The organism is Pseudoxanthomonas dokdonensis (assembly GCF_001431405.1).
GTDB classification, from domain to species: Bacteria; Pseudomonadota; Gammaproteobacteria; order Xanthomonadales; family Xanthomonadaceae; genus Pseudoxanthomonas_A; species Pseudoxanthomonas_A dokdonensis.
In genome coordinates this window covers 161,959-183,017 of sequence record NZ_LDJL01000004.1, presented here as the reverse complement: position 1 = coordinate 183,017, position 21,059 = coordinate 161,959, and the positions used below count along the sequence as shown (strand labels likewise).

General features: G+C 65.7%; 18 protein-coding genes. 14 read left to right on the top strand and 4 right to left on the bottom strand.

Annotated elements, in window-relative coordinates; translation table 11 throughout:
* Nucleotides 1-275 precede the first annotated feature (275 nt).
* Together ABB29_RS03895 and ABB29_RS03890 are read left to right on the top strand one after the other, a co-directional pair.
* Nucleotides 276-1,376 (top strand): Glu/Leu/Phe/Val dehydrogenase dimerization domain-containing protein, encoded by a 1,101-nt coding sequence (locus ABB29_RS03895; RefSeq protein ID WP_057657306.1) that lies wholly within the window; start codon nucleotides 276-278, stop codon nucleotides 1,374-1,376.
* A 234-nt stretch (nucleotides 1,377-1,610) separates the two neighbouring features.
* Nucleotides 1,611-2,783: an acyl-CoA dehydrogenase family protein gene (locus tag ABB29_RS03890; RefSeq protein WP_057657305.1), complete on the top strand. Its 1,173-nt coding sequence runs from the start codon at nucleotides 1,611-1,613 to the stop codon at nucleotides 2,781-2,783.
* Between the two features lie 103 nt (nucleotides 2,784-2,886).
* Here ABB29_RS03890 and ABB29_RS03885 read toward each other — a convergent pair whose 3' ends face one another.
* Entirely contained in the window at nucleotides 2,887-5,712 is a 2,826-nt protein-coding gene (locus ABB29_RS03885) for an autotransporter serine protease (protein WP_057657304.1), read from the bottom strand.
* A gap of 185 nt (nucleotides 5,713-5,897) precedes the next feature.
* Here ABB29_RS03885 and ABB29_RS03880 point away from each other — a divergent pair, with 185 nt between their 5' ends.
* The 6 genes from ABB29_RS03880 (at nucleotide 5,898) to ABB29_RS03855 (ending at nucleotide 10,976) form a co-directional block, all read left to right on the top strand.
* Entirely contained in the window at nucleotides 5,898-7,073 is a 1,176-nt protein-coding gene (locus ABB29_RS03880) for a thiolase family protein (RefSeq protein ID WP_057657303.1), read from the top strand.
* 202 nt (nucleotides 7,074-7,275) lie between these two features.
* On the top strand, nucleotides 7,276-7,620 hold the full coding sequence (locus tag ABB29_RS03875) for a hypothetical protein (RefSeq protein ID WP_057657302.1): 345 nt from the start codon (nucleotides 7,276-7,278) through the stop codon (nucleotides 7,618-7,620).
* A 186-nt stretch (nucleotides 7,621-7,806) separates the two neighbouring features.
* Nucleotides 7,807-8,202, top strand: coding sequence for a hypothetical protein (locus tag ABB29_RS16025; RefSeq protein ID WP_083487446.1), 396 nt, complete (start codon nucleotides 7,807-7,809; stop codon nucleotides 8,200-8,202).
* A 133-nt stretch (nucleotides 8,203-8,335) separates the two neighbouring features.
* Entirely contained in the window at nucleotides 8,336-9,943 is a 1,608-nt protein-coding gene (locus ABB29_RS03865) for a carboxyl transferase domain-containing protein (protein ID WP_057657300.1), read from the top strand.
* A gap of 113 nt (nucleotides 9,944-10,056) precedes the next feature.
* Nucleotides 10,057-10,608: a bactofilin family protein gene (locus ABB29_RS03860; RefSeq protein WP_057657299.1), complete on the top strand. Its 552-nt coding sequence runs from the start codon at nucleotides 10,057-10,059 to the stop codon at nucleotides 10,606-10,608.
* Complete coding sequence (locus tag ABB29_RS03855) at nucleotides 10,605-10,976, top strand: hypothetical protein (RefSeq protein ID WP_057657298.1); 372 nt, start codon at nucleotides 10,605-10,607, stop codon at nucleotides 10,974-10,976. The genes ABB29_RS03860 and ABB29_RS03855 overlap by 4 nt, the downstream gene beginning before the upstream one ends.
* Before the next feature lie 48 nt (nucleotides 10,977-11,024).
* On the opposite strand, the gene ABB29_RS03850 is transcribed toward ABB29_RS03855, so the two are convergent.
* From ABB29_RS03850 to ABB29_RS03840, 3 genes are read right to left on the bottom strand one after another with little or no spacing between them, the layout of a single operon-like run.
* Nucleotides 11,025-11,279, bottom strand: coding sequence for a DUF6587 family protein (locus ABB29_RS03850; protein ID WP_057657297.1), 255 nt, complete (start codon nucleotides 11,277-11,279; stop codon nucleotides 11,025-11,027).
* Between the two features lie 2 nt (nucleotides 11,280-11,281).
* Complete coding sequence (feoB, locus tag ABB29_RS03845) at nucleotides 11,282-13,144, bottom strand: ferrous iron transport protein B (protein WP_057657296.1); 1,863 nt, start codon at nucleotides 13,142-13,144, stop codon at nucleotides 11,282-11,284.
* Complete coding sequence (locus tag ABB29_RS03840; RefSeq protein ID WP_057657295.1) at nucleotides 13,141-13,401, bottom strand: FeoA family protein; 261 nt, start codon at nucleotides 13,399-13,401, stop codon at nucleotides 13,141-13,143. Before ABB29_RS03840 ends, feoB begins: the two co-directional genes overlap by 4 nt.
* 107 nt (nucleotides 13,402-13,508) lie before the next feature.
* Here ABB29_RS03840 and ABB29_RS03835 point away from each other — a divergent pair, with 107 nt between their 5' ends.
* The 6 genes from ABB29_RS03835 to ABB29_RS03810 all read left to right on the top strand — a co-directional run bounded on the left by ABB29_RS03835 (nucleotide 13,509) and on the right by ABB29_RS03810 (nucleotide 21,047).
* Nucleotides 13,509-14,321, top strand: a complete 813-nt coding sequence (locus ABB29_RS03835) for an enoyl-CoA hydratase-related protein (RefSeq protein ID WP_057657294.1) — start codon at nucleotides 13,509-13,511, stop codon at nucleotides 14,319-14,321.
* Complete coding sequence (locus tag ABB29_RS03830; RefSeq protein WP_057657293.1) at nucleotides 14,318-14,710, top strand: VOC family protein; 393 nt, start codon at nucleotides 14,318-14,320, stop codon at nucleotides 14,708-14,710. Before ABB29_RS03835 ends, ABB29_RS03830 begins: the two co-directional genes overlap by 4 nt.
* Complete coding sequence (locus ABB29_RS03825; protein ID WP_057657292.1) at nucleotides 14,710-16,707, top strand: acetyl/propionyl/methylcrotonyl-CoA carboxylase subunit alpha; 1,998 nt, start codon at nucleotides 14,710-14,712, stop codon at nucleotides 16,705-16,707. The genes ABB29_RS03830 and ABB29_RS03825 overlap by 1 nt, the downstream gene beginning before the upstream one ends.
* Nucleotides 16,704-17,597: a hydroxymethylglutaryl-CoA lyase gene (locus tag ABB29_RS03820; RefSeq protein ID WP_057657291.1), complete on the top strand. Its 894-nt coding sequence runs from the start codon at nucleotides 16,704-16,706 to the stop codon at nucleotides 17,595-17,597. The genes ABB29_RS03825 and ABB29_RS03820 overlap by 4 nt, the downstream gene beginning before the upstream one ends.
* On the top strand, nucleotides 17,594-20,191 hold the full coding sequence (locus ABB29_RS03815; protein ID WP_057657290.1) for a sensor domain-containing protein: 2,598 nt from the start codon (nucleotides 17,594-17,596) through the stop codon (nucleotides 20,189-20,191). The genes ABB29_RS03820 and ABB29_RS03815 overlap by 4 nt, the downstream gene beginning before the upstream one ends.
* An 85-nt stretch (nucleotides 20,192-20,276) precedes the next feature.
* Nucleotides 20,277-21,047: an SDR family NAD(P)-dependent oxidoreductase gene (locus ABB29_RS03810; RefSeq protein WP_057657289.1), complete on the top strand. Its 771-nt coding sequence runs from the start codon at nucleotides 20,277-20,279 to the stop codon at nucleotides 21,045-21,047.
* The last annotated feature ends 12 nt before the right edge of the window (nucleotides 21,048-21,059 follow it).

Genomic DNA, 21,059 nt, shown 5'->3' with positions numbered 1-21,059 from the left:
CCGGCACGGCAGACCCGCCAGCGCCAGCCCTCGATAGCGGCCGGTCAGCGCAAGCCTCTGTTTTCCCGGCCCCGCCCTGGCGCCCGCCAGCGACCGCACGTCGTCGCGGCGCGAAGTGACAGCGGATTGACCGCCGCCAGCAGCGGATTGGATTAGACTATGCACCAGCGACCGCCTGGAAATATCTCCGGAAACGTCGCTTTTTTTCTTTCTAATCAGTTGTTTGCATTGTCCGCAGCACGTATTGCAGTGCACCACGCCGCAACGGAGCCACCATGATTTTTGAAACGCTCGACACCTCCGGCCACGAACAGGTTGTCTTCTGCCACAACCCCGATGCCGGCCTGAAAGCGATCATCGCCATCCACAGCACGGTGCTGGGCCCCGCGCTGGGAGGTGTGCGCATGCGGACCTACGCGGACAGCGACATGGCACTGACCGATGCGCTGCGACTGAGCCGGACCATGACCTACAAGAATGCGCTGGCCGGGCTCAGTGTCGGCGGCGGCAAGGCGGTGATCATCGGCGACTCGACCCAGGAAAAGACCGAAGTGCTGTTCCGCGCCTTCGGCCGCTACGTTGATTCGCTGGGCGGCCGCTACATCACCGCCGAGGACGTGGGCACCGACGTCAACGACATGGAAAACGTCTACCGCGAAACCGAATACGTGGTCGGCGTGCACCAGGTCCATGGCGGCTCCGGCGACCCGGCACCGTTTACCGCCTATGGCGCTCTGCAGGGCCTGATGGCCAGCCTCAGCCGCAAGTTCGGCAACGAGGAAATCGGCCGTTACAGCATTGCCGTGCAGGGGCTGGGCCATATCGGCATGGAACTGGTCAAGCTGCTGCGCGAACGCGGCGCCAAATTGTTCGTCACCGACCTGCGTAGCGATCTGGTCGAAATGGCGGTCGAGGAGTACGGTGCCGAAGCGGTCAAGCCCGATGAAATCTATGACCTGCCGGTCGATGTGTTCGCCCCGTGCGCGATGGAATATTCGATCAACGAACAGACCCTGCCGCGACTCAAGGCCAAGGTCATCTGCGGTACCGCCAACAACCAGATGTCACACGTGACCGGCGATGAAGCCGCCAAGCGCGGCATCCTCTACGCGCCCGATTACGCGGTCAATGCCGGTGGCGTGATGAACGTGTCGCTGGAAATCGACGGTTACAACCGCGAACGGGCCATGCGGATGATGCGCACGATCTACCACACGGTGAACAACATCTTCAACGTCTCCGAGCGCGAGAACATCGCCCCGCAATATGCCGCCGACCGCATTGCCGAGAACCGCATCCGCTCGATCGGCAAACTCAAACTGCCGCTGGGTCGTACCGCCCCGCGCTTCATGGGCCATCTGCGCGGCGAGCGCTGAGCCAGCTCCGCCCCGGCGCTGCTGCGGCACAGGCGTGACAGCGGCCGCCGGCTGACTGGGACTGTCGCGCGAATCACGCTGGCGGCCTGCGCCATCCATGTTCCGCCGCCCTCCGGGCAAGGTCGGCGCCAGTGCGACCGCGTTGCACAACGGCGGTGCAACACAACCGTTGTACGATTCCTGCTTTCCAACGCCGTTGGCTTCGTCGACGGCGCATACGGCTGGGAGGCCAGAATGCAAGCTGTTTCAACCCGTACTTTTTCATTGGGCGAGGAAATCGATGCACTGCGCGAAGCAGTAAGGCGCTTCGCCGACGCCGAGATCGCACCGCGCGCGGCACGTATCGATCACGACAACGCGTTTCCGCAGGACCTGTGGCCGAAGCTGGGCGAACTGGGCCTGCTGGGCCTGACCGTGGACCCCGAGTACGGCGGCAGCGGCATGAGCTACATGGCGCACCTGGTGGCGATGGAGGAAATCTCGCGCGCCTCCGGTTCGGTCGGCCTGAGCTACGGTGCGCACTCCAACCTCTGCGTTTCCAACCTGTACCTCAATGGCAATGAGGCGCAGCGCCGCAAATACCTGCCCAAGCTGTGCAGCGGCGAATGGAAAGGCGCGCTGGCGATGAGTGAGCCGGGCGCCGGCTCCGACGTGGTCGGTTCGATGAGCTGTCGCGCCGAGCTGCGCGATGGCGTCTGGGTCGCCAATGGCAACAAGATGTGGATTACCAACGGCCCGGAAGCCGACGTGCTGCTGGTCTACATGCGCACCGCCGACAAGAGCGCCGGTTCGCGCTGCATGACCGCGTTCATCGTCGAAAAAGGCATGAAAGGGTTCTCCACCGCGCAGAAGCTGGACAAGCTGGGCATGCGCGGCAGCAATACCTGCGAACTGGTCTTCCAGGACTGCGAAATCCCCGCAGAAAATGTCCTCGGCGAAGTCAACCAAGGCGTGCGGGTGTTGATGAGCGGGCTGAATACCGAGCGTCTGGTACTCAGCGGCGGACCGATTGGCCTGATGCAGGCAGCGCTGGACATCGCCCTGCCGTATGCACGTGAACGCCGTCAATTCGACGCGCCGATCGGCACCTTTGGCCTGATGCAGGGCAAGCTGGCCGACATGTACGTAGCGCTGCAGTCCAGCCGTGCGTTTGCCTACCAGGTCGCACGCGATTACGACAACGGCATTTCATCGCGTTCGGCCGCCGCCGGCTGCCTGCTGCATGCGTCCGAATCGGCGGTGCAGGTGACTCTGGAAGCCATCCAGACCCTGGGCGGCAACGGTTACATCAACGAGTACGACACCGGCCGACTGCTGCGCGATGCCAAGCTGTACGCGATCGGCGCCGGCACCAACGAAATCCGCCGCATGCTGATCGGTCGCGAACTGTTCGACGGCCGCGATTGAGGCATTGGCTGCGATGCCGGGCTGTCCGCGCAGCCCGGCTTCATCCCGCATCATCGCCAGCAACCCGCCCGGCGACGCGCCCAGGTCGACGCTGTCGGGCTGGCTAGAAGCCGACACTCAGCTGCGCGGAGACCTGGTGGTCACTCTGCACCGAACCCAGTGTCTGGTCATAACCCAGGCTCATCCGCGTGCGCTGGCCCCAGTACCGGTCCAGCGCCATGCCGACAACCCCGTGTGACTGGTAACCGTTGCCGGGCGACAACGGCGACCATGCATCCAGGCCGGTGAAACTGGCCTGCAACGGTTGCCCGCCCTGCCCCAGCAGCTGCTGCCATTCGGCGAAGCCGCGCAATTGCCAACGGCCTTGGATGAGGTTGGCGCGCACACCGGCGATGCCGCGGCAGAGTTCACTGCTGCTGTCGACGGTGCGCAGGCCGAATCCGCCACCACCGGCCTCGATGAAGCCATCCCGCTGCAGGCGGGTGTGATCCAGCCCCAGATACGGGGTCAGCGCACGCTGCTGGTTGCCCCAGCGATAGCCGGCTTCAAGGGTGGCATTGAACGTCTGCCCGCCATAATCGGTACCAACCCGGCTGTAGCGGTCACCGAACTGCAGACTCCGCTGTACCTGGCGTTGATAGTCACCCCAGCCAGCCTGGCCGAGCAGGTAGCCATTGTTCCACTGCATGCCCGCGTAAAGCACACCCATGGCCTGGCGGTCCTGGCCACGATCGGCGCTGTTGTCGCGGTTGCTGGCATGGCTCTCGCCGAAGGCCATGCCGAGTACGGCGCCACCAGCGAGTCGTTGCTCATGTCCCATCATCCAGCCATCGAGCTGGAAGCCATCGGCGGACAGGCCACCCCGTCCGGCGCCCGCCAACGCCTGGTACCAGTTGCCGCTGCCACGGCCGGCCAACAGCACATCGGCACGTTGGCCGATGGCGCGGCGATTCATGTCCAGGCTGTCCAGGGTCATCGCATCGGCGCGTGCGTGCAATTGACCCGACAGGCTGTCCAGCGAAGACAGCGCGCTGGCCTCGGTCGACGCCGCCTGCAGATGACCGGCCAGCTCGATCAACGACGGGGCCAAAGCGCGCGGGCCGGTTGCCGCGTCCAGTTGCTGATCGATCTGCTGGAATGCTGATTCCACGCGCCGTGCCGACGCCAGCGCCAGCGGACTGGCATTGGCCATCGCCCGGGCAGCGGCAGTGATATCCAGTCGGCTGATTTCAAGCCAAGCGTTGTTGGCATCGTATTCGGCGCTGGCCTGCAGGAATACGTTGGATGCGCCCTGCACCTGGGCAAAGCTGCCGCTGAGTCCACCGCTTGCGTTGACTACCAGTTCGCGGCTCTGCCAGACGTAGCCCGGCGCGATCCCTTCAACCTGCAGGGTGCCGTCCAACTGCGCGCTGCCGGCAATCTGCAAAGGCGCACCGATCTGCACGCCGAGCGTGGCGCCAGCGGCCTGACGCAGGTCGCCGCCCACCTGGCGCGGTCCCGCGGCGCTGGCACCGTTGAACGTGGTGTAGCCGCGGTTGTCGAGGCTGCCGCCGATATCACGCCCGATCAGTTCGAGACTGGCGCCGGCTTCGACCAGCGCATCAGCCGACAGGCCATGCTCTGCCACCAGCGTGCCAGCCAACACCCGGGTCTGGCCGCTGTACAGCGCATCGCTGGACAGGGTCAGCGTGCCACTCCCCCGCTTGATCACACCGCCGGCGCCGCTCAGCACGTTGCTCCAGATGGATTCGCCGCTGAAATCGACGCTCATCAATCCCCAGTCGAGGCGCCCGGGACCATTGATCGCCGCTTCGACATTCAAACCCCCATGGCCAAACACCGCGTCGGTGCCGGCGGCGCCCAGATCGGTGGCGGTGCCAAGCAAGGTCTGCCGGACCTGGTCATTGCTGAAATAGGGAAACTTCTCCCACACCAGCGCCGCTGCACCGGATACCAGCGGCGCCGCCAATGAAGTGCCTTGCCATTCGTAGTACTTCGGCTCGGTAGAAGTATCTTCGGTTCCGGTCACCACCACCGAGCCCGGGGCTGCCAGGCAGTAGTCCCTGGCCACACCGCAGGCGTTCGAATAGCCCGCCAGTGCGGTGCGGTCGTTCTCGTCCAACGCGACCACGGTCAGCCAGCCAGCCTCCAGATCCCGCGCCGGCAGACTGCCGTTGACCCCAGTCTGGCTTGGCAGAGCCGCCATGTCACTGGGATCAGTGCGTGATTCATTGCCGGCAGCAAACACCACCAAGCCACCGTTACTGGTGATGAAGGGCCGGTACTCGTCGGCAATCGGCGCGGTTGCGGATCGGTTGTTCCAGTACAGGCCACCCCACGAGTTGTTCATGATCCGGGCGCCGCGATTGATCAGATCCTGGTGGATCGACTTCAGGCCCAGTGCGCCATCGACTTCGTTACCTTCACCGGAACCATCATCCTCCGGTGGCGTGTCGCCGATGATGCGTGCCGAAACAATCGACACCCCCGGGGCCACCCCGCCCGGCCACTGACCGAACGCGGTGCCGCCCAGCGCCTGCGCGACCGCGGTGCCATGGCCGACCACATCGTCCCTGGAGAGGTCGTTGCTGGCCGGATCCAGATAGGTCAGGTTGGATACCACTCGCGGGTACAACGCGGGGTGGTAACGGTTGACCCCGCTGTCGACAATGCCGACGGTGACGCCCTTGCCGGTCAGGCCGCTGGCGCGTGCGGCATCGGCGCCGGTCCATGCAAGATGGTGGGAGTAGCCAGGGTTGGGCGTGGCTACTACCGGTTTGCCCGGGGGTGCGGTCGGTGGCGGCGACGGCGGTGCTGGCGGTGGCGGATCCGGCCGGGTGTTGCCACCACCGCCGCCACCGCATGCCGACAGCATGCCGCTGGCGATGGCCAGCACGATGTAACGCGTCAACAGTTTCTGCTTGCCCATGTTGCCTGATCCTCGCCCCTGCGGTGCTCCTTCCAGCGATCAATCTAACTGAAAAAAACCCCGAGGCCGGCGCGCCGGCAGCGAACCATGCAACATGTGCATCCGGGCTCTTTCAGCGCCGGCCATTTGCCGCTGCCGGGCGCGCGGCGGATAATCGCGGTTCTACTCCCCTGAGGTTCCGCTCCATGTCCGATATCGTCATCGCCGCCGCCAAGCGTACTGCCATCGGCTCTTTCATGGGCCAGTTCACCGGCGTACCCACGCCCACGCTCGGGGCCGCCGCCATCGAAGCGGCGCTGGCCCAGTCCGGGATCCCGGCCGCCGACGTCTCCGAAGTGATCATGGGCTGCGTGCTGCCGGCCAACCTGGGCCAGGCCCCCGCCCGCCAGGCCGCGCTGGCCGCCGGCCTGCCGCTTGGCACCGGCTGCACCACCATCAACAAAGTCTGCGGTTCGGGCATGAAGGCAATCATGCTGGGGCACGATCTGATCAAGGCCGGCTCGGCCAGCATCGTCGTCGCCGGCGGCATGGAGTCGATGACCAACGCCCCGCACATGATTCCCAATTCGCGCACCGGCAATCGTTTCGGTGACTTCAAGGCTGTCGACCACATGGCCTGGGATGGCCTGACCAATCCGTACGACGGCCAGGCCATGGGCGTGTTTGCCGAAGCCACCGCCGACAAGCACGGCTTCAGCCGCGAAGACCAGGACGCCTATTCGATCGAATCGGTCAAACGCGCACAGGCCGCCCAGCAGTCCGGTGCCTTCGCCGACGAAATCACGCCGGTCAAGGTCAGCACCCGCAAGGGCGATGTCGAAATCGACACCGACGAACAGCCGGGCAAGTCCAACATCGACAAGATCCCCAGCCTGCGCCCGGCCTTCAGGAAGGACGGCACGGTGACCGCCGCCAGTTCGTCCAGCATTTCCGACGGCGCCGCCGCCACCGTCCTGCTGAGCGCCGATGAAGCCGCCAAGCGCGGCCTGCAGCCGTTGGCCCGCATTCTCGGTCACAGTACCTATGCGCAGGAACCGGAATGGTTCACCACCGCCCCGGTGCACGCCATCGAACGCGTGTTGAAGAACGTCGGCTGGAGTGTGGACGATGTCGATCTGTTCGAGATCAATGAAGCCTTCGCCGTCGTGGCCATGACCCCGATCAAGACCCTCGGCATCCCGCATGCCAAGGTCAACGTCAATGGTGGCGCCACCGCGCTGGGTCATCCGATCGGCGCATCGGGCGCGCGCCTGGTTGTGACCCTGGTTAACGCTTTGCGCAATCGTGGCCTGAAACGTGGCGTGGCCTCGCTGTGCATCGGTGGTGGTGAAGCCACCGCCATCGCCATCGAGGTCGTCTGAGGCCCGCCTGGGCTGTAGCTAAGCCATGTTGGCAAAAGGTTTTTTTGCCCAAGGCATCGGCACCGCAAGGCGCTGCTGCTTGACTTTAACGCGGTATTGACAAAAATAACTGGCCAACCGCTTGACAGCCGTAACCGGCTTGTCATCATGTTGCCGGCGCGCAAATTGCGCGTTGCCTAATTTTATTGACGAGGAATAACAAATGACCATGAACAAGGCTCTGATTGCGCTGGCCCTGGGTTTCGCTCTGGCCGCCTGCTCTAACCAGGACCAGGCTGCCGACGCTGCTGCTGACGCTTCCGCTGCTGCCACTGAAGCCCAGGCTGCTGCCGACGCTTCCGCTTCGGCCGGTGAAGCCACCGCCGACGCCGCCCAGGAATCGGCTGACGCCGCCGCCACCGCTGCCGACGCTGCCAGCGACGCTGCGATGGACGCTGCTGCCGCCACCACCAGCGAAGCTGCTGACGCTGCTGCCGACACCGCCGAACAGGCTGCCGACACCGCCGAAGCTGCTACCGACGCCGCCAAGGAAGCCACCGAGCAGTAATCTGCTTGCGTTGCTTTACCTGGTTAGCGTTAAAATTGACAGGGCCGCCAGTCATCTGGCGGCCTTGTCTTATGTCGGAAGCTGGTCATTGTCCGCGCTTGCCCTGAGGGTGTTGCCGACATCGATCAACGACCGTCATCCACCGAAGCACTTCTTCTCAATCCACCATCCTCGGGGAATGTTTTCATGAAGACCAAATTCTACGTCCTGCTGGTTGCCTCCATCCTGGCCATGAGCGCCTGCTCCAAGCAGGCTGCCGATGAGGCTGCCAACGACGCCGCTTCGGCCGCCGATCAGGCTGCCGCCGCTGCTGGCGATGCCGCCGACGCGACCGCCGAAGCCGCTGCCTCGGCCGCCGACAGCGCCGCTGAAGCCACCGCCGCTGCTGGCGACGCCGCTGCCGCTGCCGGCAACGCTGCCGCTGATGCCGCCACCGACGCGTCGGCCGCCGCTACCGAAGCCACCGCCGACGCTGCTGCTTCGGTCGCCGACGCTGCCCAGGCAACCGCCGACAAGGCCGCTGAAATGGCCGACAAGGCTGAAGCCAAGGCTGACGAAGCCAAGGAAGAAGCCAAGCAGTAATCGCTTCGCGATTGTGATTCGACAAGGCCCGCGAACGCGGGCCTTGTTGTTTTCGTTGTCCCGGCTCGCGCATCGATTGGCGCGACGTGGCGTTTCATGATGTGATGGCCGTTTTCCCGTACCGGCTTTTTGCATGACCGTCCTGACTTCGCAACTTGATCCGCGCTCGGCGGATTTCATTGAAAACGCCGCCTACCATCGCGCCCTTGCCGAAGAACTGCAGAAGCGACTGGCGCGCGCGGCCGAAGGTGGCGGCCAGAAGGCACGTGACAAGCACACCGAGCGCGGCAAGCTGCCCGCGCGGGATCGCATTACCGCGCTGCTCGACCCCGGCTCGCCGTTTCTCGAAATAGCGCCGCTGGCGGCCGAAGACATGTACGACGGCGCCGCCCCGGCCGCCGGCATGGTCGCCGGCATCGGCCGCGTCAACGGCCTGGAAGTAGTGATCGTGGCCAACGATGCAACCGTCAAGGGCGGCACCTACTTCCCGATGACGGTCAAGAAGCACCTGCGCGCGCAGGAGATCGCCGCCGAGAACCACCTGCCCTGCATCTATCTGGTCGATTCCGGTGGCGCGTTCCTGCCGCTGCAGGACGAGGTATTCCCGGATCGCGAGCACTTCGGCCGCATCTTCTACAACCAGGCGCGATTGAGCGCCGCCAACATCCCGCAGATAGCAGTGGTGATGGGCAGTTGTACCGCCGGCGGTGCCTACGTGCCGGCGATGTGCGATGAAAGCATCATCGTCCGCGAACAGGGCACGATTTTCCTCGGTGGCCCGCCACTGGTGAAAGCGGCAACCGGCGAAGTGGTCGACGCGGAAAGCCTGGGCGGTGCCGACGTGCATACGCGGGTCTCCGGGGTAGCCGATCATTTCGCCGAGGATGACCGCCACGCGCTGGACATCGCCCGCAACGTGGTCCGCCATCTGAACCGCCGCAAGCACCTGCCGGTGGCGGTGCAGGAACCGCGCGAGCCGGCCTACCCGGCTGACGAGTTGTACGGCATCGTACCCAGGGACACCCGGCGCCCATTCGACGTGCGCGAAGTGATCGCACGGCTGGTCGATGGTTCGCGCTTCGACGAGTTCAAGGCGCGTTTCGGCGCGACCCTGGTCACCGGCTTCGCCCACATCCATGGTTATCCGGTTGGCATCGTCGCCAACAACGGCATCCTGTTTGCCGAAAGCGCGCTCAAGGGCGCGCACTTCATTGAACTGTGCAACCAGCGCGGCATCCCGCTGGTGTTCCTGCAGAACATCACCGGCTTCATGGTCGGCAAGAAATACGAGAACGCCGGTATTGCCAAGGACGGCGCCAAGATGGTGACCGCCGTGGCCTGTTCGTCGGTGCCCAAGTTCACGGTGATCATCGGCGGCAGCTTTGGCGCCGGCAACTACGCGATGTGCGGGCGCGCCTATGGCGCCCGCTTCCTGTGGATGTGGCCAAACGCCCGTATCAGCGTGATGGGCGGCGAGCAGGCCGCCAGCGTGCTGTCCACGGTCAAGCGCGATGGCATCGAAGCCCGCGGCGGCCAGTGGAGCAGCGACGAGGAAGAAGCATTCAAGAAGCCGATCCGCGATCAGTACGAACACCAGGGAAGTCCCTGGTACGCCACCGCGCGGTTGTGGGACGACGGCATCATCGACCCCGCCGATACCCGCCGGGTGCTCGGTCTGGCCATCTCGGCCTCGCTGAATGCACCGGTCGTGGAGACCCGGTTCGGCGTATTCCGGATGTAGCCGGCAGCAGAAATTCCTTGCAATATCTTCCAGTTAGGTGAAATACATCACAACGCGCCTGCAACTTGCGCGCCATAGTCCGGTTTCCCCTGTCCCCAACGGAGCCCCTGCTCATGTCTAGCTGGAAGGATCAGTTCCAACCGCGCAAGGATTCGCCCGCGCCACCGCCGGCCGAACCCGCAGTGCGCGATGCCTCCGCCCAAACCGAACCACCCGCCTCGGTGGTGCCACCGCTGCCGGCCGCCACGCCCACGCGCATGGCCGAGCCATCGGCGGCTGCGAAGGAATCAGTGATTGCCGCCGATCTGACCATCGAGGGCAAGATTGAAGGCGCCGGGCACATCCGCATCGCCGGCAAATTCAAGGGCGACGTCAACGTGCAGGGCGATCTGACCATCGAGACCGGTGCCAAGCTCAATGGCGGCGTCAGGGCCAAGAAGGTGATCATCGCCGGCGAACTGGAAGGCAACATCGAATCCGCGTCGCGGGTCGAACTGCTGGCATCCGGGGTGTTGATCGGCGACGTCAAAGCCGGTTCGCTGACCGTCGCCGCCGGTTCGCGCATGCGCGGCAACGCCGACTTCGGCTGGGAAGACAGCAAGGGCGGCGACAAGTCCGCGTCCTCCGGCAAGCGCAATGGCGCGGAGTCCGGCGCCGGCGCATGAGCGCACCGCGCCCCGGCACGGCAGGTGCAACCCGCACCTGCCCGCACTGCAAGACGGTGATTCTGGAAAGCGCGACGGTATGTCCGTCGTGCCGCCACCACCTGCGCTTCTCCGCCGACGCGGATGCACAGGCGGTGCAGACCATCACCCCGCTCAAGGTCGAGGGCAGCATCCGCCATCCGGCTGACGGCGGCCCGTGGGAATACTGCGTGGTGCTGTCAATCAAGAACGACAAAGGCGAGGAAGTGACCCGCCAGGTGGTCGGCGTGGGCGCGATGCAACCCAATGAAGCACGCACCTTCAGCCTGTCGGTGGAAGTGACGCCGACCCCGGCCAAGGGCTTCGGCAAACGCTTCACCCGCCACTAGCCGCTGCCGCCCGCCAGGTACCGCAACAGCGATTCCGCAGCGCCGCGCTTACTTGCCTGGCCTGGACGGTCCGCAACTGTCGCAGCCGCCGCAGGCAGCGGCACCGATGGACTGCGCCGGTGGCGCAATCCGCCGGCCGAGACGTCGCTGCCATGCCGGTGCCTGTTCCCGCAGCAGGCGCAGCGCAATCGCCGAACGCAGCCGGCGCAGGCTGCGTGGGAACTGTTTTTTCCACACCACCAGCACGCTGGCCAGTGCCGCCAGCACGATCACCGCATATTGCAGGGCCAGCGAAAGCTCCATGTTCATCCAGCCCCCAGGGCAACGGCGACCTGATAGGTCACCAGCGAAGCCAGGTAGGCCAGCGCGAACAGATAGAACGTCGACCACGCCATCGTCCGCCAGGAGTTGGTCTCGCGCTTGATCGTCGCCAGCGTCGAGATGCACATCGGCGCGTAGATGAACCATACTAGCAGCGACAGCGCGGTCGCCAGGCTCCAGCCGTGGCTGATCAACGGCTGCAGCGCCTGTGCGGCGAGATCGTCGTTGGCCGCGGACAAGGCATACACCGTGGCCAGCGAAGACACCGCCACTTCGCGTGCGGCCATGCCCGGAATCAGCGCGATGCAGATCTGCCAGTTGAAGCCCAGCGGCGCGAATACCGTGGTCATCGCATGGCCGATCCGGCCGGCAAAGCTGTAATCGATGGCCGGCCCGACCGCGCCGGCTGGCGGCGCCGGGAACGAGGACAGCACCCACAACAGGATGGTCAGCGCCAGGATGATGCCGCCGACCCGCTTGAGGAAGATCGCGGCGCGCTCCCACAGGCCGATCAGCAGATCACGCGGATGCGGCACCCGGTATGACGGTAGTTCCATCAGCAGCGGGTGCTCGGTCTTGTCGCGCCGCCACTTCTTCATCACCCACGACACCAGCAGCGCGCTGACGATGCCGGCCACATACAGCCCGAACAACACCAGCCCCTGCTGGTTGAATACGCCCCAGACCTGCTTCTGCGGGATGAAGGCGGCAATCAGCAAGGTATACACCGGCAGCCGTGCCGAACAGGTCATCAGCGGTGCGACCAGGATCGTCGCCAGCCGGTCGCGCGGGTCCTGGATCGAACGGGTCGCCATGATCCCCGGCACCGCGCAGGCAAAGCTGGACAGCAACGGGATGAACGAGCGCCCGGACAATCCAGCCGACGCCATGGTCCGATCCAGCAGGAATGCCGCCCGCGGCAGATAACCGGACTCTTCCAGCGCCAGAATGAAGGCGAACAGGATCAGGATCTGCGGCAGGAACACGATGACCCCGCCCAGGCCGGCGATGATGCCGTCCACCAGCAGGCTGTTGAGCGGACCGGCGGGCAAACTTGCAGCGACGGCTTCGCCGAGACTGCCGGTGATGCCTTCGATCCAGTCCATCACCGGCGTGGCCCAGGCGAACACCGCCTGGAAGATCAGGAACATCACCACCACCAGTGCCAGCAACCCCAGCACCGGGTGCAGCAGCCATCGGTCCAGCGCATCGTCCACGCGCGCGGTACGGCGCGGCATGCTGACGCTCAGTTCCAGCAGACGGCGGGTTTCCTGATGCAGGTCGGCATGATGGTCCAGGGTGACGGTCGGCGGATGCAGATGGCCATTGAAAGTCGCATCGATCTGCTCCAGCAGCGCACGTGCGCCATGGCGCTGCACGGCGACGGTTTCGACCACCGGCACGCCCAGCTCGCGCGCCAGCGCCTGCAGATCGATGGTGATGCCACGCCGGCGCGCGACGTCGGCCATGTTGACCGCCACGATCATCGGCTTGCCCAGCTGGCGCACTTCCAGCGCGAAACGCAGGTGCAGGCGCAGGTTGGTCGCATCGACCACGCAGACCAGCAGATCCGGCGCCGCCTCGCCGGGCAGGAAACCTCGGCAGAAATCGCGGGTGATGGCCTCGTCCAGGCTGGCCGCATGCAGGCTGTAGGCACCCGGCAGGTCCAGCAGCGCGAACGAGCGCCCAGCCGGCGTGCGCAGGCGGCCTTCCTTGCGTTCAACGGTGACGCCGGCGTAGTTGGCCACCTTCTGGCGACTGCCGGTCAATTGATTGAACAGCGCCGTCTTGCCGCAGTTTGGGTTGCCGACCAGCGCCAGCCGCAGCGGGATTGCCTCCGCACTCACGCGACGCTCCTCACTTCGGCACCGTCGGCCAGCAGCCGTACCCGCGCGGCCTCGCTACGCCGCAGCGCAAACCGGGTAAAGCCAATCTGCACCAGCAATGGCTCGCTGCCCAGCGGGCCGGCGGCGACAATCTCGATCTGCTCGCCCTGGATGAATCCCAGCTCGCGCAGGCGGCGGGCGATGTTGTCGTCGGTTCCCACGTCCTCGACGCGGTCCACGATGGCCGGGGTCCGCGCAGGCAGTTCGATCAGGGTCACGGAGAATTCTCAAATGCGAATTGTTCTCATTGTACCTCGCCGCATTGCACGAAAGCCAAATGCGCCCCAACCGCTATCATGGACGCTGAATCACGAGGAGCTGTGCGATGACGGAGTTTGCAACACCCCCACCCCTGGTAACCCGGCAACAGGGGCCGGTGCTGCGCGTCCAGCTCCACCGCCCTGCCCTCCACAATGCCTTTGACGACCAGTTGATCGCCCAGCTGACCCTGGCGCTGCAGCAGGCCGGCAGCGATGAGCGGGTGCGGGTACTGGTACTGGAAGGCGCCGGGCCGTCGTTTTCGGCAGGCGCCGACCTCAACTGGATGCGCGGCATGGCGCAGGCCAGCGAAGCCGACAACCAGACCGACGCGCTGGCGCTGGCACGACTGATGCGGGTGCTCGACGAATTGCCCAAGCCGACGATTGCGCGGGTCCAGGGCGCGGCTTTTGGTGGCGGCGTCGGCCTGGTCGCCTGCTGCGACATCGCCATTGGCGTCGAGGAGGCCAAGTTCGGGCTGACCGAAAGCAAGCTTGGCCTGCTGCCCGCGGTGATCTCGCCGTATGTGATCAGCGCCATCGGTGCCCGCCAGGCCCGCCGCTGGTTTGCCAGCGCGGAAATCTTCGATGCCGGCCAGGCACTGCGGATGGGCCTGTTGCACCAGGTCGTCGAAGCCGGACAGCTTGACGCCGCGGTTGATCGGCAAGTCGCGCTGTTGCTCAAGGCCGGCCCGGTGGCCGTCGCGCAGGCCAAGCAACTGGTACGGTCGGTTGTCGATGCGCCGGGCGATCGCGATGCGCTGGACCAGGCCAACGCCACCTTGATCGCGCGCCTGCGGGTATCGGCCGAAGGCCAGGAAGGCCTGTCCGCGTTCCTCGACAAACGCCCGCCCGCCTGGACCATGGAGGACCGCTCATGATCGACCACGTCGGCTTGCCGGTATCCGATTACCCGCGCAGCAAGCAGTTCTACCTGGCAGTGATGGCGGCCATCGATGCCGGACTGGTGATGGAAGTCAGCGCCGCCGACACCGGCAGCGAGCCGGCCGCCGGTTTCGGCCGCGGCATCAAGCCGGATTTCTGGATCAGTCCCGGCACGGTCGGCAGTCCAGTCCATGTCGCACTCGCTGCCACATCGCGGCAGCAGGTCGACGCGTTCCACCGTGCCGCGCTGGCCGCTGGCGCCCGTGACCACGGCGCGCCCGGCCTGCGGCCGCACTACCACCCTGATTATTACGGCGCGTTCGTCCTCGACCCCGATGGACACAACATTGAAGCCGTTTGCCATTGCCCGGAGCAGCACGCCTGATGTTTTCCACCGTCCTGATCGCCAATCGCGGCGAAATCGCCTGTCGCGTCATCCGCAGCTGCCGCCAATGGGGCATCCGCACCATCGCCGTCTACTCCGAAGCCGATGCCGATGCCCAGCACGTCCGCCTGGCCGACGAGGCCTACCCGATTGGTGGCCCGCGCCCGGCCGAAAGCTACCTGCGTGGCGATGCCATCATCGAGGTCGCGCGCACGCATGGCGCCGATGCGATCCATCCCGGCTATGGATTCCTGTCGGAAAACGCGGACTTCGCCGACGCCGTCGCCGCCGCTGGCATGGTCTTCATCGGTCCCAGCGGCAGCAGCATGCGCAAGATGGGCAGCAAGGCCGGGGCCAAGGATCTGATGGCGGCGGCCGGGGTGCCGGTGGTACCCGGCTATACCGGCGAGGATCAGTCACCTGCACTGCTGGCCAGCGAAGCCGATCGCATCGGTTATCCGCTGATGATCAAGGCCGCGCATGGTGGTGGCGGCAAGGGCATGCGCATCGTCCGCGAACCGGGTGAGTTCCTGGCCCAGCTGGAAAGCTGTCAGCGCGAAGCACGCAATGCCTTTGGCCGTGACCGGGTGTTGCTGGAGCGCTACGTCGAATCGCCCCGTCATATCGAAATCCAGATTTTCGGCGACAGCCACGGCAACATCATCCATCTCAACGAGCGCGAGTGTTCGGCACAGCGGCGCTACCAGAAGGTGCTGGAAGAATCGCCATCGCCGTTCCTGACCCCTGCCCTGCGCCAGGCAATGGGCGCGGCCGCGGTCAAGGCTGGCCACGCGATCGATTACGTCAACGCCGGTACCGTCGAATTCATCGTCGCGCCGAGTGGCGAATTCTTCTTCATGGAGATCAACACCCGTTTGCAGGTCGAGCACCCGGTCACCGAGATGACCACCGGGCTGGATCTCGTCGCTTGGCAATTACAGGTCGCTGCCGGGCAACCGTTGCCGCTGCAGCAGGCACAGGTGCCACAACACGGGCATGCGATCGAAGTGCGGCTGTATGCCGAAGACCCGGAAGCCGGCTTCCTGCCGGGCTCGGGCAAATGCCGGCAACTGCGGCTGCCGACGCCCTCGCGGCACGTGCGCATCGATTCGGGCATCGTCAGCGGCGACACCGTCAGCATTTTCTACGACCCGATGATCGCCAAGTTGATCGTCTGGGACCAGGACCGTCCACGTGCGCTGGCGCGGATGCGACAGGCACTGGCGCAGTCGTACATTGTCGGCCCGAAATCGAATATCGGTTTCCTGGAGCGGCTGCTGCGGCATCCGGCGGTGGTCGAGGCGACCATCGATACCGGCTATCTGGACCGCCATCTGGATGAATTCCTGCCACAGGCCGAGGCCGATCCCGCGCTGCTGGCCGCCGCCGTCGTCAGCCACCTGCTGACCGAAGAACAACGCGCCCGCCAGCAGGCCGCCACGTCAACGGATCCGGGTTCGCCGTGGGCCGCCACCGACGGCTGGCGGCTGGGACATTCGCACCAGCATCCGCTGGCATTCCTGCTGCGCGGCGAGATCGTGCGGGTGCAGGCACAAGGCGATGCCGGCGACTATCGACTGCAATGGGATGAGCAGTCGTTGCAGGTGGAAGGCGCACGCCTGACCGGAGATGCCCTGAGCCTGCGTTTGCAGGGACAAGGGAAACGTTTCACCGTCTTCACCGCCGACAACCACCTCAGCGTGCACGATGGCCAGCAACGGCTCAGCCTGGAAGCCGTGCCCGCCTATCAGCGCCAGCAGCAGGGCGTCGATGGTGGCGGCCACCGGGTCACCGCGCCAATGCCGGGCCGGGTGGTGCTGGTCAAGGCCAAGCCGGGCGAACAGGTGAGCGCGGGGCAGGAACTACTGGTGATGGAGGCAATGAAAATGGAATTGGCGTTGAAATCCCCGCGCGCAGGCGTGGTCAAGGCCATTGACGCCCGCGAAGGCGACTTCGTGGAAGCCGATGCCGTGCTGGTAAGCCTGGAGCAGGAATGACCGACTTCGTCAGACTGGTGGAAGTGGGCCCGCGCGATGGCCTGCAGAATGAAAGCAGCATCATCGCGACCGCCGACAAGATCGCCTTGATCGATCGCCTGTCGCAGACCGGGCTGCAAAGCATCGAGGCCACCAGCTTCGTCAGCCCGCGCTGGGTGCCGCAGCTGGCCGATGCCGCCGAAGTCTACGCCGGCATCCAGCGCCGCGACGGTGTCAGCTATCCGGTGCTGGTGCCCAACCAGCAGGGCTACCAGCGCGCACGCGAGGTGGGGGTGACCGAGATTGCGGTGTTCACCGCCGCCTCCGAAGCCTTCAACCGGAAGAACATCAACGCCGGCATCGAAGAATCACTGCAGCGCTTTGAACCGGTGCTGGCGCAGGCCGCCAGCGATGGGGTCAAGGTACGCGGCTACGTGTCCACCGTGCTCGGTTGCCCCTACCAGGGACAGGTGCCGGTCGCCGACGTGGTCCGGGTGGCCAGCCGCCTGCACGCGATGGGCTGCTACGAAATCTCGCTGGGCGACACCATCGGCGTCGGCACCCCGCACCACGCCAGCCAGATGCTGCGCGCGGTTGCCCAGGAGGTGCCGATGACCGCGCTGGCGGTGCACTTTCATGACACTTACGGCCAGGCGTTGGCCAATATCCTGGCCTGCCTGGAAGATGGTGTGCGGGTAGTGGATGCCGCCGTCGCCGGTACCGGTGGTTGTCCCTACGCCAAGGGCGCCAGTGGCAATGTCGCCAGCGAGGACGTGGTCTACCTGCTGCATGGCATGGGCATGGCCACCGGCGTGGATCTGCAAGCGCTGGCCGCTACCGGCCGCTGGCTGGCTGCCCTGCTCGGGCGGCAGACCGGCAGCAAGGTCGGCAAGGCCCTGGCACCGGCATGAAGCCGCCGACCTTTCTGCCCCAGGAAGGTCATCCCAGCCCCACGCCTGGCGCGGCTGCGGCAAACGAAAAGCCCGCGCAGGACCTGTCCCCACGCTTGCTGGCTGCCAGCCAGGACGCGACGCTGCCTGCCGCGACCCGGCAGTTGCTGCAGCAGGCGGCCAATGGACTGACAACGCTGGCACGCGCGGTCGAGGAGCAACGGCTGCGCTATCGCAATCTGTTTGACGCGGTGCCCGACCCGGTCAGCATCCTGGCCGAGGATGGCACCGTGCTCGACCTCAACCGCGCCGGCATGCAGGCCTACCGGATGTCGCGCGCTGAAGTGGTCGGCCAGAACATCAACATGCTCAACCCGGAGTTGCCGCGCGATCACATGGTGCCGGTCTGGGAAACCCTCAAACGCGGCGGCACCTACGTCATCGAGGTCACCAACCGGCGCGCTGACGGCAGCCGCTTCCCGGTCGAAGTGCATTCGGCCAACATGTCCTTCGATGGCCGCAAATGCCTGGTCGCCGTGGCCCGCGACCTCAGCAGCCGGCAGGAAGCCGAGCTGCGCTACCGCGAACTGATGGAAGCCATCGACAAGGGCATCGTCGTGCACGCCGCCAATGGCGACATCGTGTACTGCAACAGCGCGGCAATGCGGATCCTCGGCTTCCACGAAGGCCAGGACAGCTCGGCCCTGCAACTGGAGCAGTGGCGGTTTGTCGATGCCGGCGGCCATGAGATCCAGCAGCACGACCTGCCGGTATATCGCGCCCTGCGCACCGGCAAGGTGGTCGACAGCGAACTGGTCGGCATGTACCACCGCCACGACCGGCAACTGCTGTGGCTGTCGGTCACCGCGGTACCGCAATTCGAACCCGGCACCGCAACGCCGTCACGCGCCACCACCTTGTTCAGTGACGTTACCGAGCTCAAGCGCGACAGCACCTTGTTCGATCGCGCCCAGGCACTGGCCCATATCGGCGGCTGGGAATGGGACGTGGCCCCCGACCGGATGTACCTCACCGACGAGGCCCTGCGCATCCTCGGTACCCGCCAGCCGTTGCTCAACCGGCAACAGTTCCTCGCCTGCCTGCTGCCGGATGAGCGCCCGCGGCTGTGCGCGGCCATCAACCAGGTCAGGGCCGGTGCGCCGGCGTTCGACATGGAGGTGCAGGGCCGTCGCGACGATGGCCAGCCATTCTGGATCCGGGTCATCGGCGAAGCCGAACCCGGCGATCTCGGCACCTCACGGGTCACCGGCACGCTGCAGGACATCTCGGCCGACAAACTGGCCGAGGAATCACTGCGCCTGCGCGCGCGCACCGATCCACTGACCGGACTGATGAACCGCGATGCGGTGCTGACCGAACTCGGCGCCCGGCTGGCGGCGGCCAGCGATGAGGAAATGGCGGTGCTGTACATCGATCTGGACCGCTTCAAGATGGTCAACGATCTGCTCGGCCATTCGGCCGGTGACGAGTTGCTGGTGCAGGCGGCGGAACGGATCCGCGCGGCGGTCGCCCAGCGCGGCATGATTGCCCGCTTCGGTGGCGATGAGTTCCTGGTCGTCTGCAACTGCGCACGCGAGCCCGATCTGCCCGAGCGCCTGGCGCAGTCGGTGCTGGATGCGTTCACGCCCACGTTCCATGTCGGCAAGGACGAATTTCCGATCACCGCCAGCATCGGCATCGCCCGTTCGCCAGGCCATGCGCTACGCCCGCAACAGCTGATCCAGAACGCCGACGTGGCGATGTACGAGAGCAAGCATCGTGCGCGCAACGGCTGGCAGCACTTCACCAGCGAACTGGCGCAACAGCAGCAGGATCGGCTGCATATCGAAACCCAGTTGCGGCGCGCGGTCGACAACGAGGAATTCCGCCTGGTCTACCAGCCGCAGGTGGATCTGAAACATGGCCGGGTGATCGCCGCCGAGGCGCTGATCCGCTGGCAAAGCCGGCAACTGGGCGAACTGCGGCCGGATGTATTCATCAACCACGCCGAAAACACCGGCGACATCGTCCGCATCGGCAGTTGGGTACTGCGCGAAGCCTGCCGGCAGATTGCCCAGTGGCGTGACGCCGGCATGGGCCTGGTGCGGGTGGCAGTGAATGTCTCCTACCGCCAGTTCGCCGGCGATGACCTGCCCAAGCGCGTGCGCGCACTGCTGCAGGAATTCAACCTGCCGGGTTCGGCGCTGGAACTCGAATTCACCGAACGGGTGTTGATCGAGGATGCGCCGGCCACGCTGAGGATATTCGCCGACCTGCGCGCACTCGGCATCGTCCTGACCATCGACGACTTTGGCGAGGGCTACAGCGCGCTCAACTATCTGCGCCGGCTGCCCATCCACGGGCTCAAGCTGAGCCAGCTGTTCACCGAAGGGGTGCCGCACAACCGCTCCGACGTGGCCGTCTGCAAGGCGGTCGCCGCGATCGCCCACAGCCTGGGACTGGGGCTGGTGGCCGAGGGCGTGGAGTCCGAAGCCCAGCGCCAGTTCCTGCTGGAGCTGGGGGTGCCGGTGGGCCAGGGGTTCCTGTTCTCGCCTGGATTGCCCGCCGACGACTTCGCCCGCCGGTTGGCTTTGCCGCTGGCATCGATGACCTGACCGCGGGCGCCGCCGCCTCGCTGGCCCGCCGGCCCTCGTTTAGAATGGCCGGTCACGCCTCATCGCCATCGCAACAGGAGCCAGCATGCAAGCCAATCTCACTCGTGCCGTCATCACCGGAGGCGTTTCCGGCCTCGGACTGGCCGTGGCCACGCGGCTGGTCGCACAGGGCGGCAAGGTCGCGCTGCTGGATGTCAACGACGAAAAAGGCGCGGTCGCGGTCGCCGGTCTCGGCGCGGGCAACGCACGTTACTTCAAGACCGATGTCACCGATGAAAATGCGGTCGCCAACACCCTGGCCGAGGCCAGCGAGTTCCTCGGCGGCCTCAACGCGGCAATCAACTGCGCCGGCATCCTCGGCGCTGGCCGGGTGCTGGGCAAGGAAGCACCGATGCCGCTGGCGACGTTCCAGACCACGGTGATGGTCAACCTGGTCGGCAGCTTCAACGTGGGCAAGGCCGCGGCCAACCTGATGCAGCACAACACCGCCGGCGACGACGGCGAGCGCGGCGTCATCGTCAATACCGCCAGCGTCGCCGCCTATGAAGGCCAGATCGGCCAGGCCGCCTACTCCGCCAGCAAAGGCGGCGTGGTGGCGATGACCTTGCCGATGGCCCGCGAGCTGTCGCGCTTCGGCATCCGGGTGATGACCGTGGCGCCGGGTATTTTCTGGACGCCGATGGTCGATGGCATGCCTGAAGCGGTGCAGCAGTCGCTGAGCGCCTCGATTCCGTTCCCGTCGCGGCTGGGCAAGCCGGAAGAATTCGCCGATACCGTTGCCTTCATTCTCGCCACGCCTTACCTCAACGGCGAAACCATCCGCCTCGATGGCGCGGTGCGGCTGGCGCCCAAGTAAACACGGGACCAG

Coding starts and splice junctions, on each gene's coding strand:
- ABB29_RS03885 (WP_057657304.1), bottom strand. CDS start 5,712: ATGGGCAAGCAGAAACTGTTGACGCGTTACATCGTGCTGGCCATCGCC.
- ABB29_RS03865 (WP_057657300.1), top strand. CDS start 8,336: ATGACCGTCCTGACTTCGCAACTTGATCCGCGCTCGGCGGATTTCATT.
- ABB29_RS03820 (WP_057657291.1), top strand. CDS start 16,704: ATGACCGACTTCGTCAGACTGGTGGAAGTGGGCCCGCGCGATGGCCTG.
- ABB29_RS03890 (WP_057657305.1), top strand. CDS start 1,611: ATGCAAGCTGTTTCAACCCGTACTTTTTCATTGGGCGAGGAAATCGAT.
- ABB29_RS03815 (WP_057657290.1), top strand. CDS start 17,594: ATGAAGCCGCCGACCTTTCTGCCCCAGGAAGGTCATCCCAGCCCCACG.
- ABB29_RS03810 (WP_057657289.1), top strand. CDS start 20,277: ATGCAAGCCAATCTCACTCGTGCCGTCATCACCGGAGGCGTTTCCGGC.
- ABB29_RS03880 (WP_057657303.1), top strand. CDS start 5,898: ATGTCCGATATCGTCATCGCCGCCGCCAAGCGTACTGCCATCGGCTCT.
- ABB29_RS03895 (WP_057657306.1), top strand. CDS start 276: ATGATTTTTGAAACGCTCGACACCTCCGGCCACGAACAGGTTGTCTTC.
- ABB29_RS16025 (WP_083487446.1), top strand. CDS start 7,807: ATGAAGACCAAATTCTACGTCCTGCTGGTTGCCTCCATCCTGGCCATG.
- ABB29_RS03855 (WP_057657298.1), top strand. CDS start 10,605: ATGAGCGCACCGCGCCCCGGCACGGCAGGTGCAACCCGCACCTGCCCG.
- ABB29_RS03850 (WP_057657297.1), bottom strand. CDS start 11,279: ATGGAGCTTTCGCTGGCCCTGCAATATGCGGTGATCGTGCTGGCGGCA.
- ABB29_RS03830 (WP_057657293.1), top strand. CDS start 14,318: ATGATCGACCACGTCGGCTTGCCGGTATCCGATTACCCGCGCAGCAAG.
- ABB29_RS03835 (WP_057657294.1), top strand. CDS start 13,509: ATGACGGAGTTTGCAACACCCCCACCCCTGGTAACCCGGCAACAGGGG.
- ABB29_RS03875 (WP_057657302.1), top strand. CDS start 7,276: ATGACCATGAACAAGGCTCTGATTGCGCTGGCCCTGGGTTTCGCTCTG.
- ABB29_RS03825 (WP_057657292.1), top strand. CDS start 14,710: ATGTTTTCCACCGTCCTGATCGCCAATCGCGGCGAAATCGCCTGTCGC.
- ABB29_RS03860 (WP_057657299.1), top strand. CDS start 10,057: ATGTCTAGCTGGAAGGATCAGTTCCAACCGCGCAAGGATTCGCCCGCG.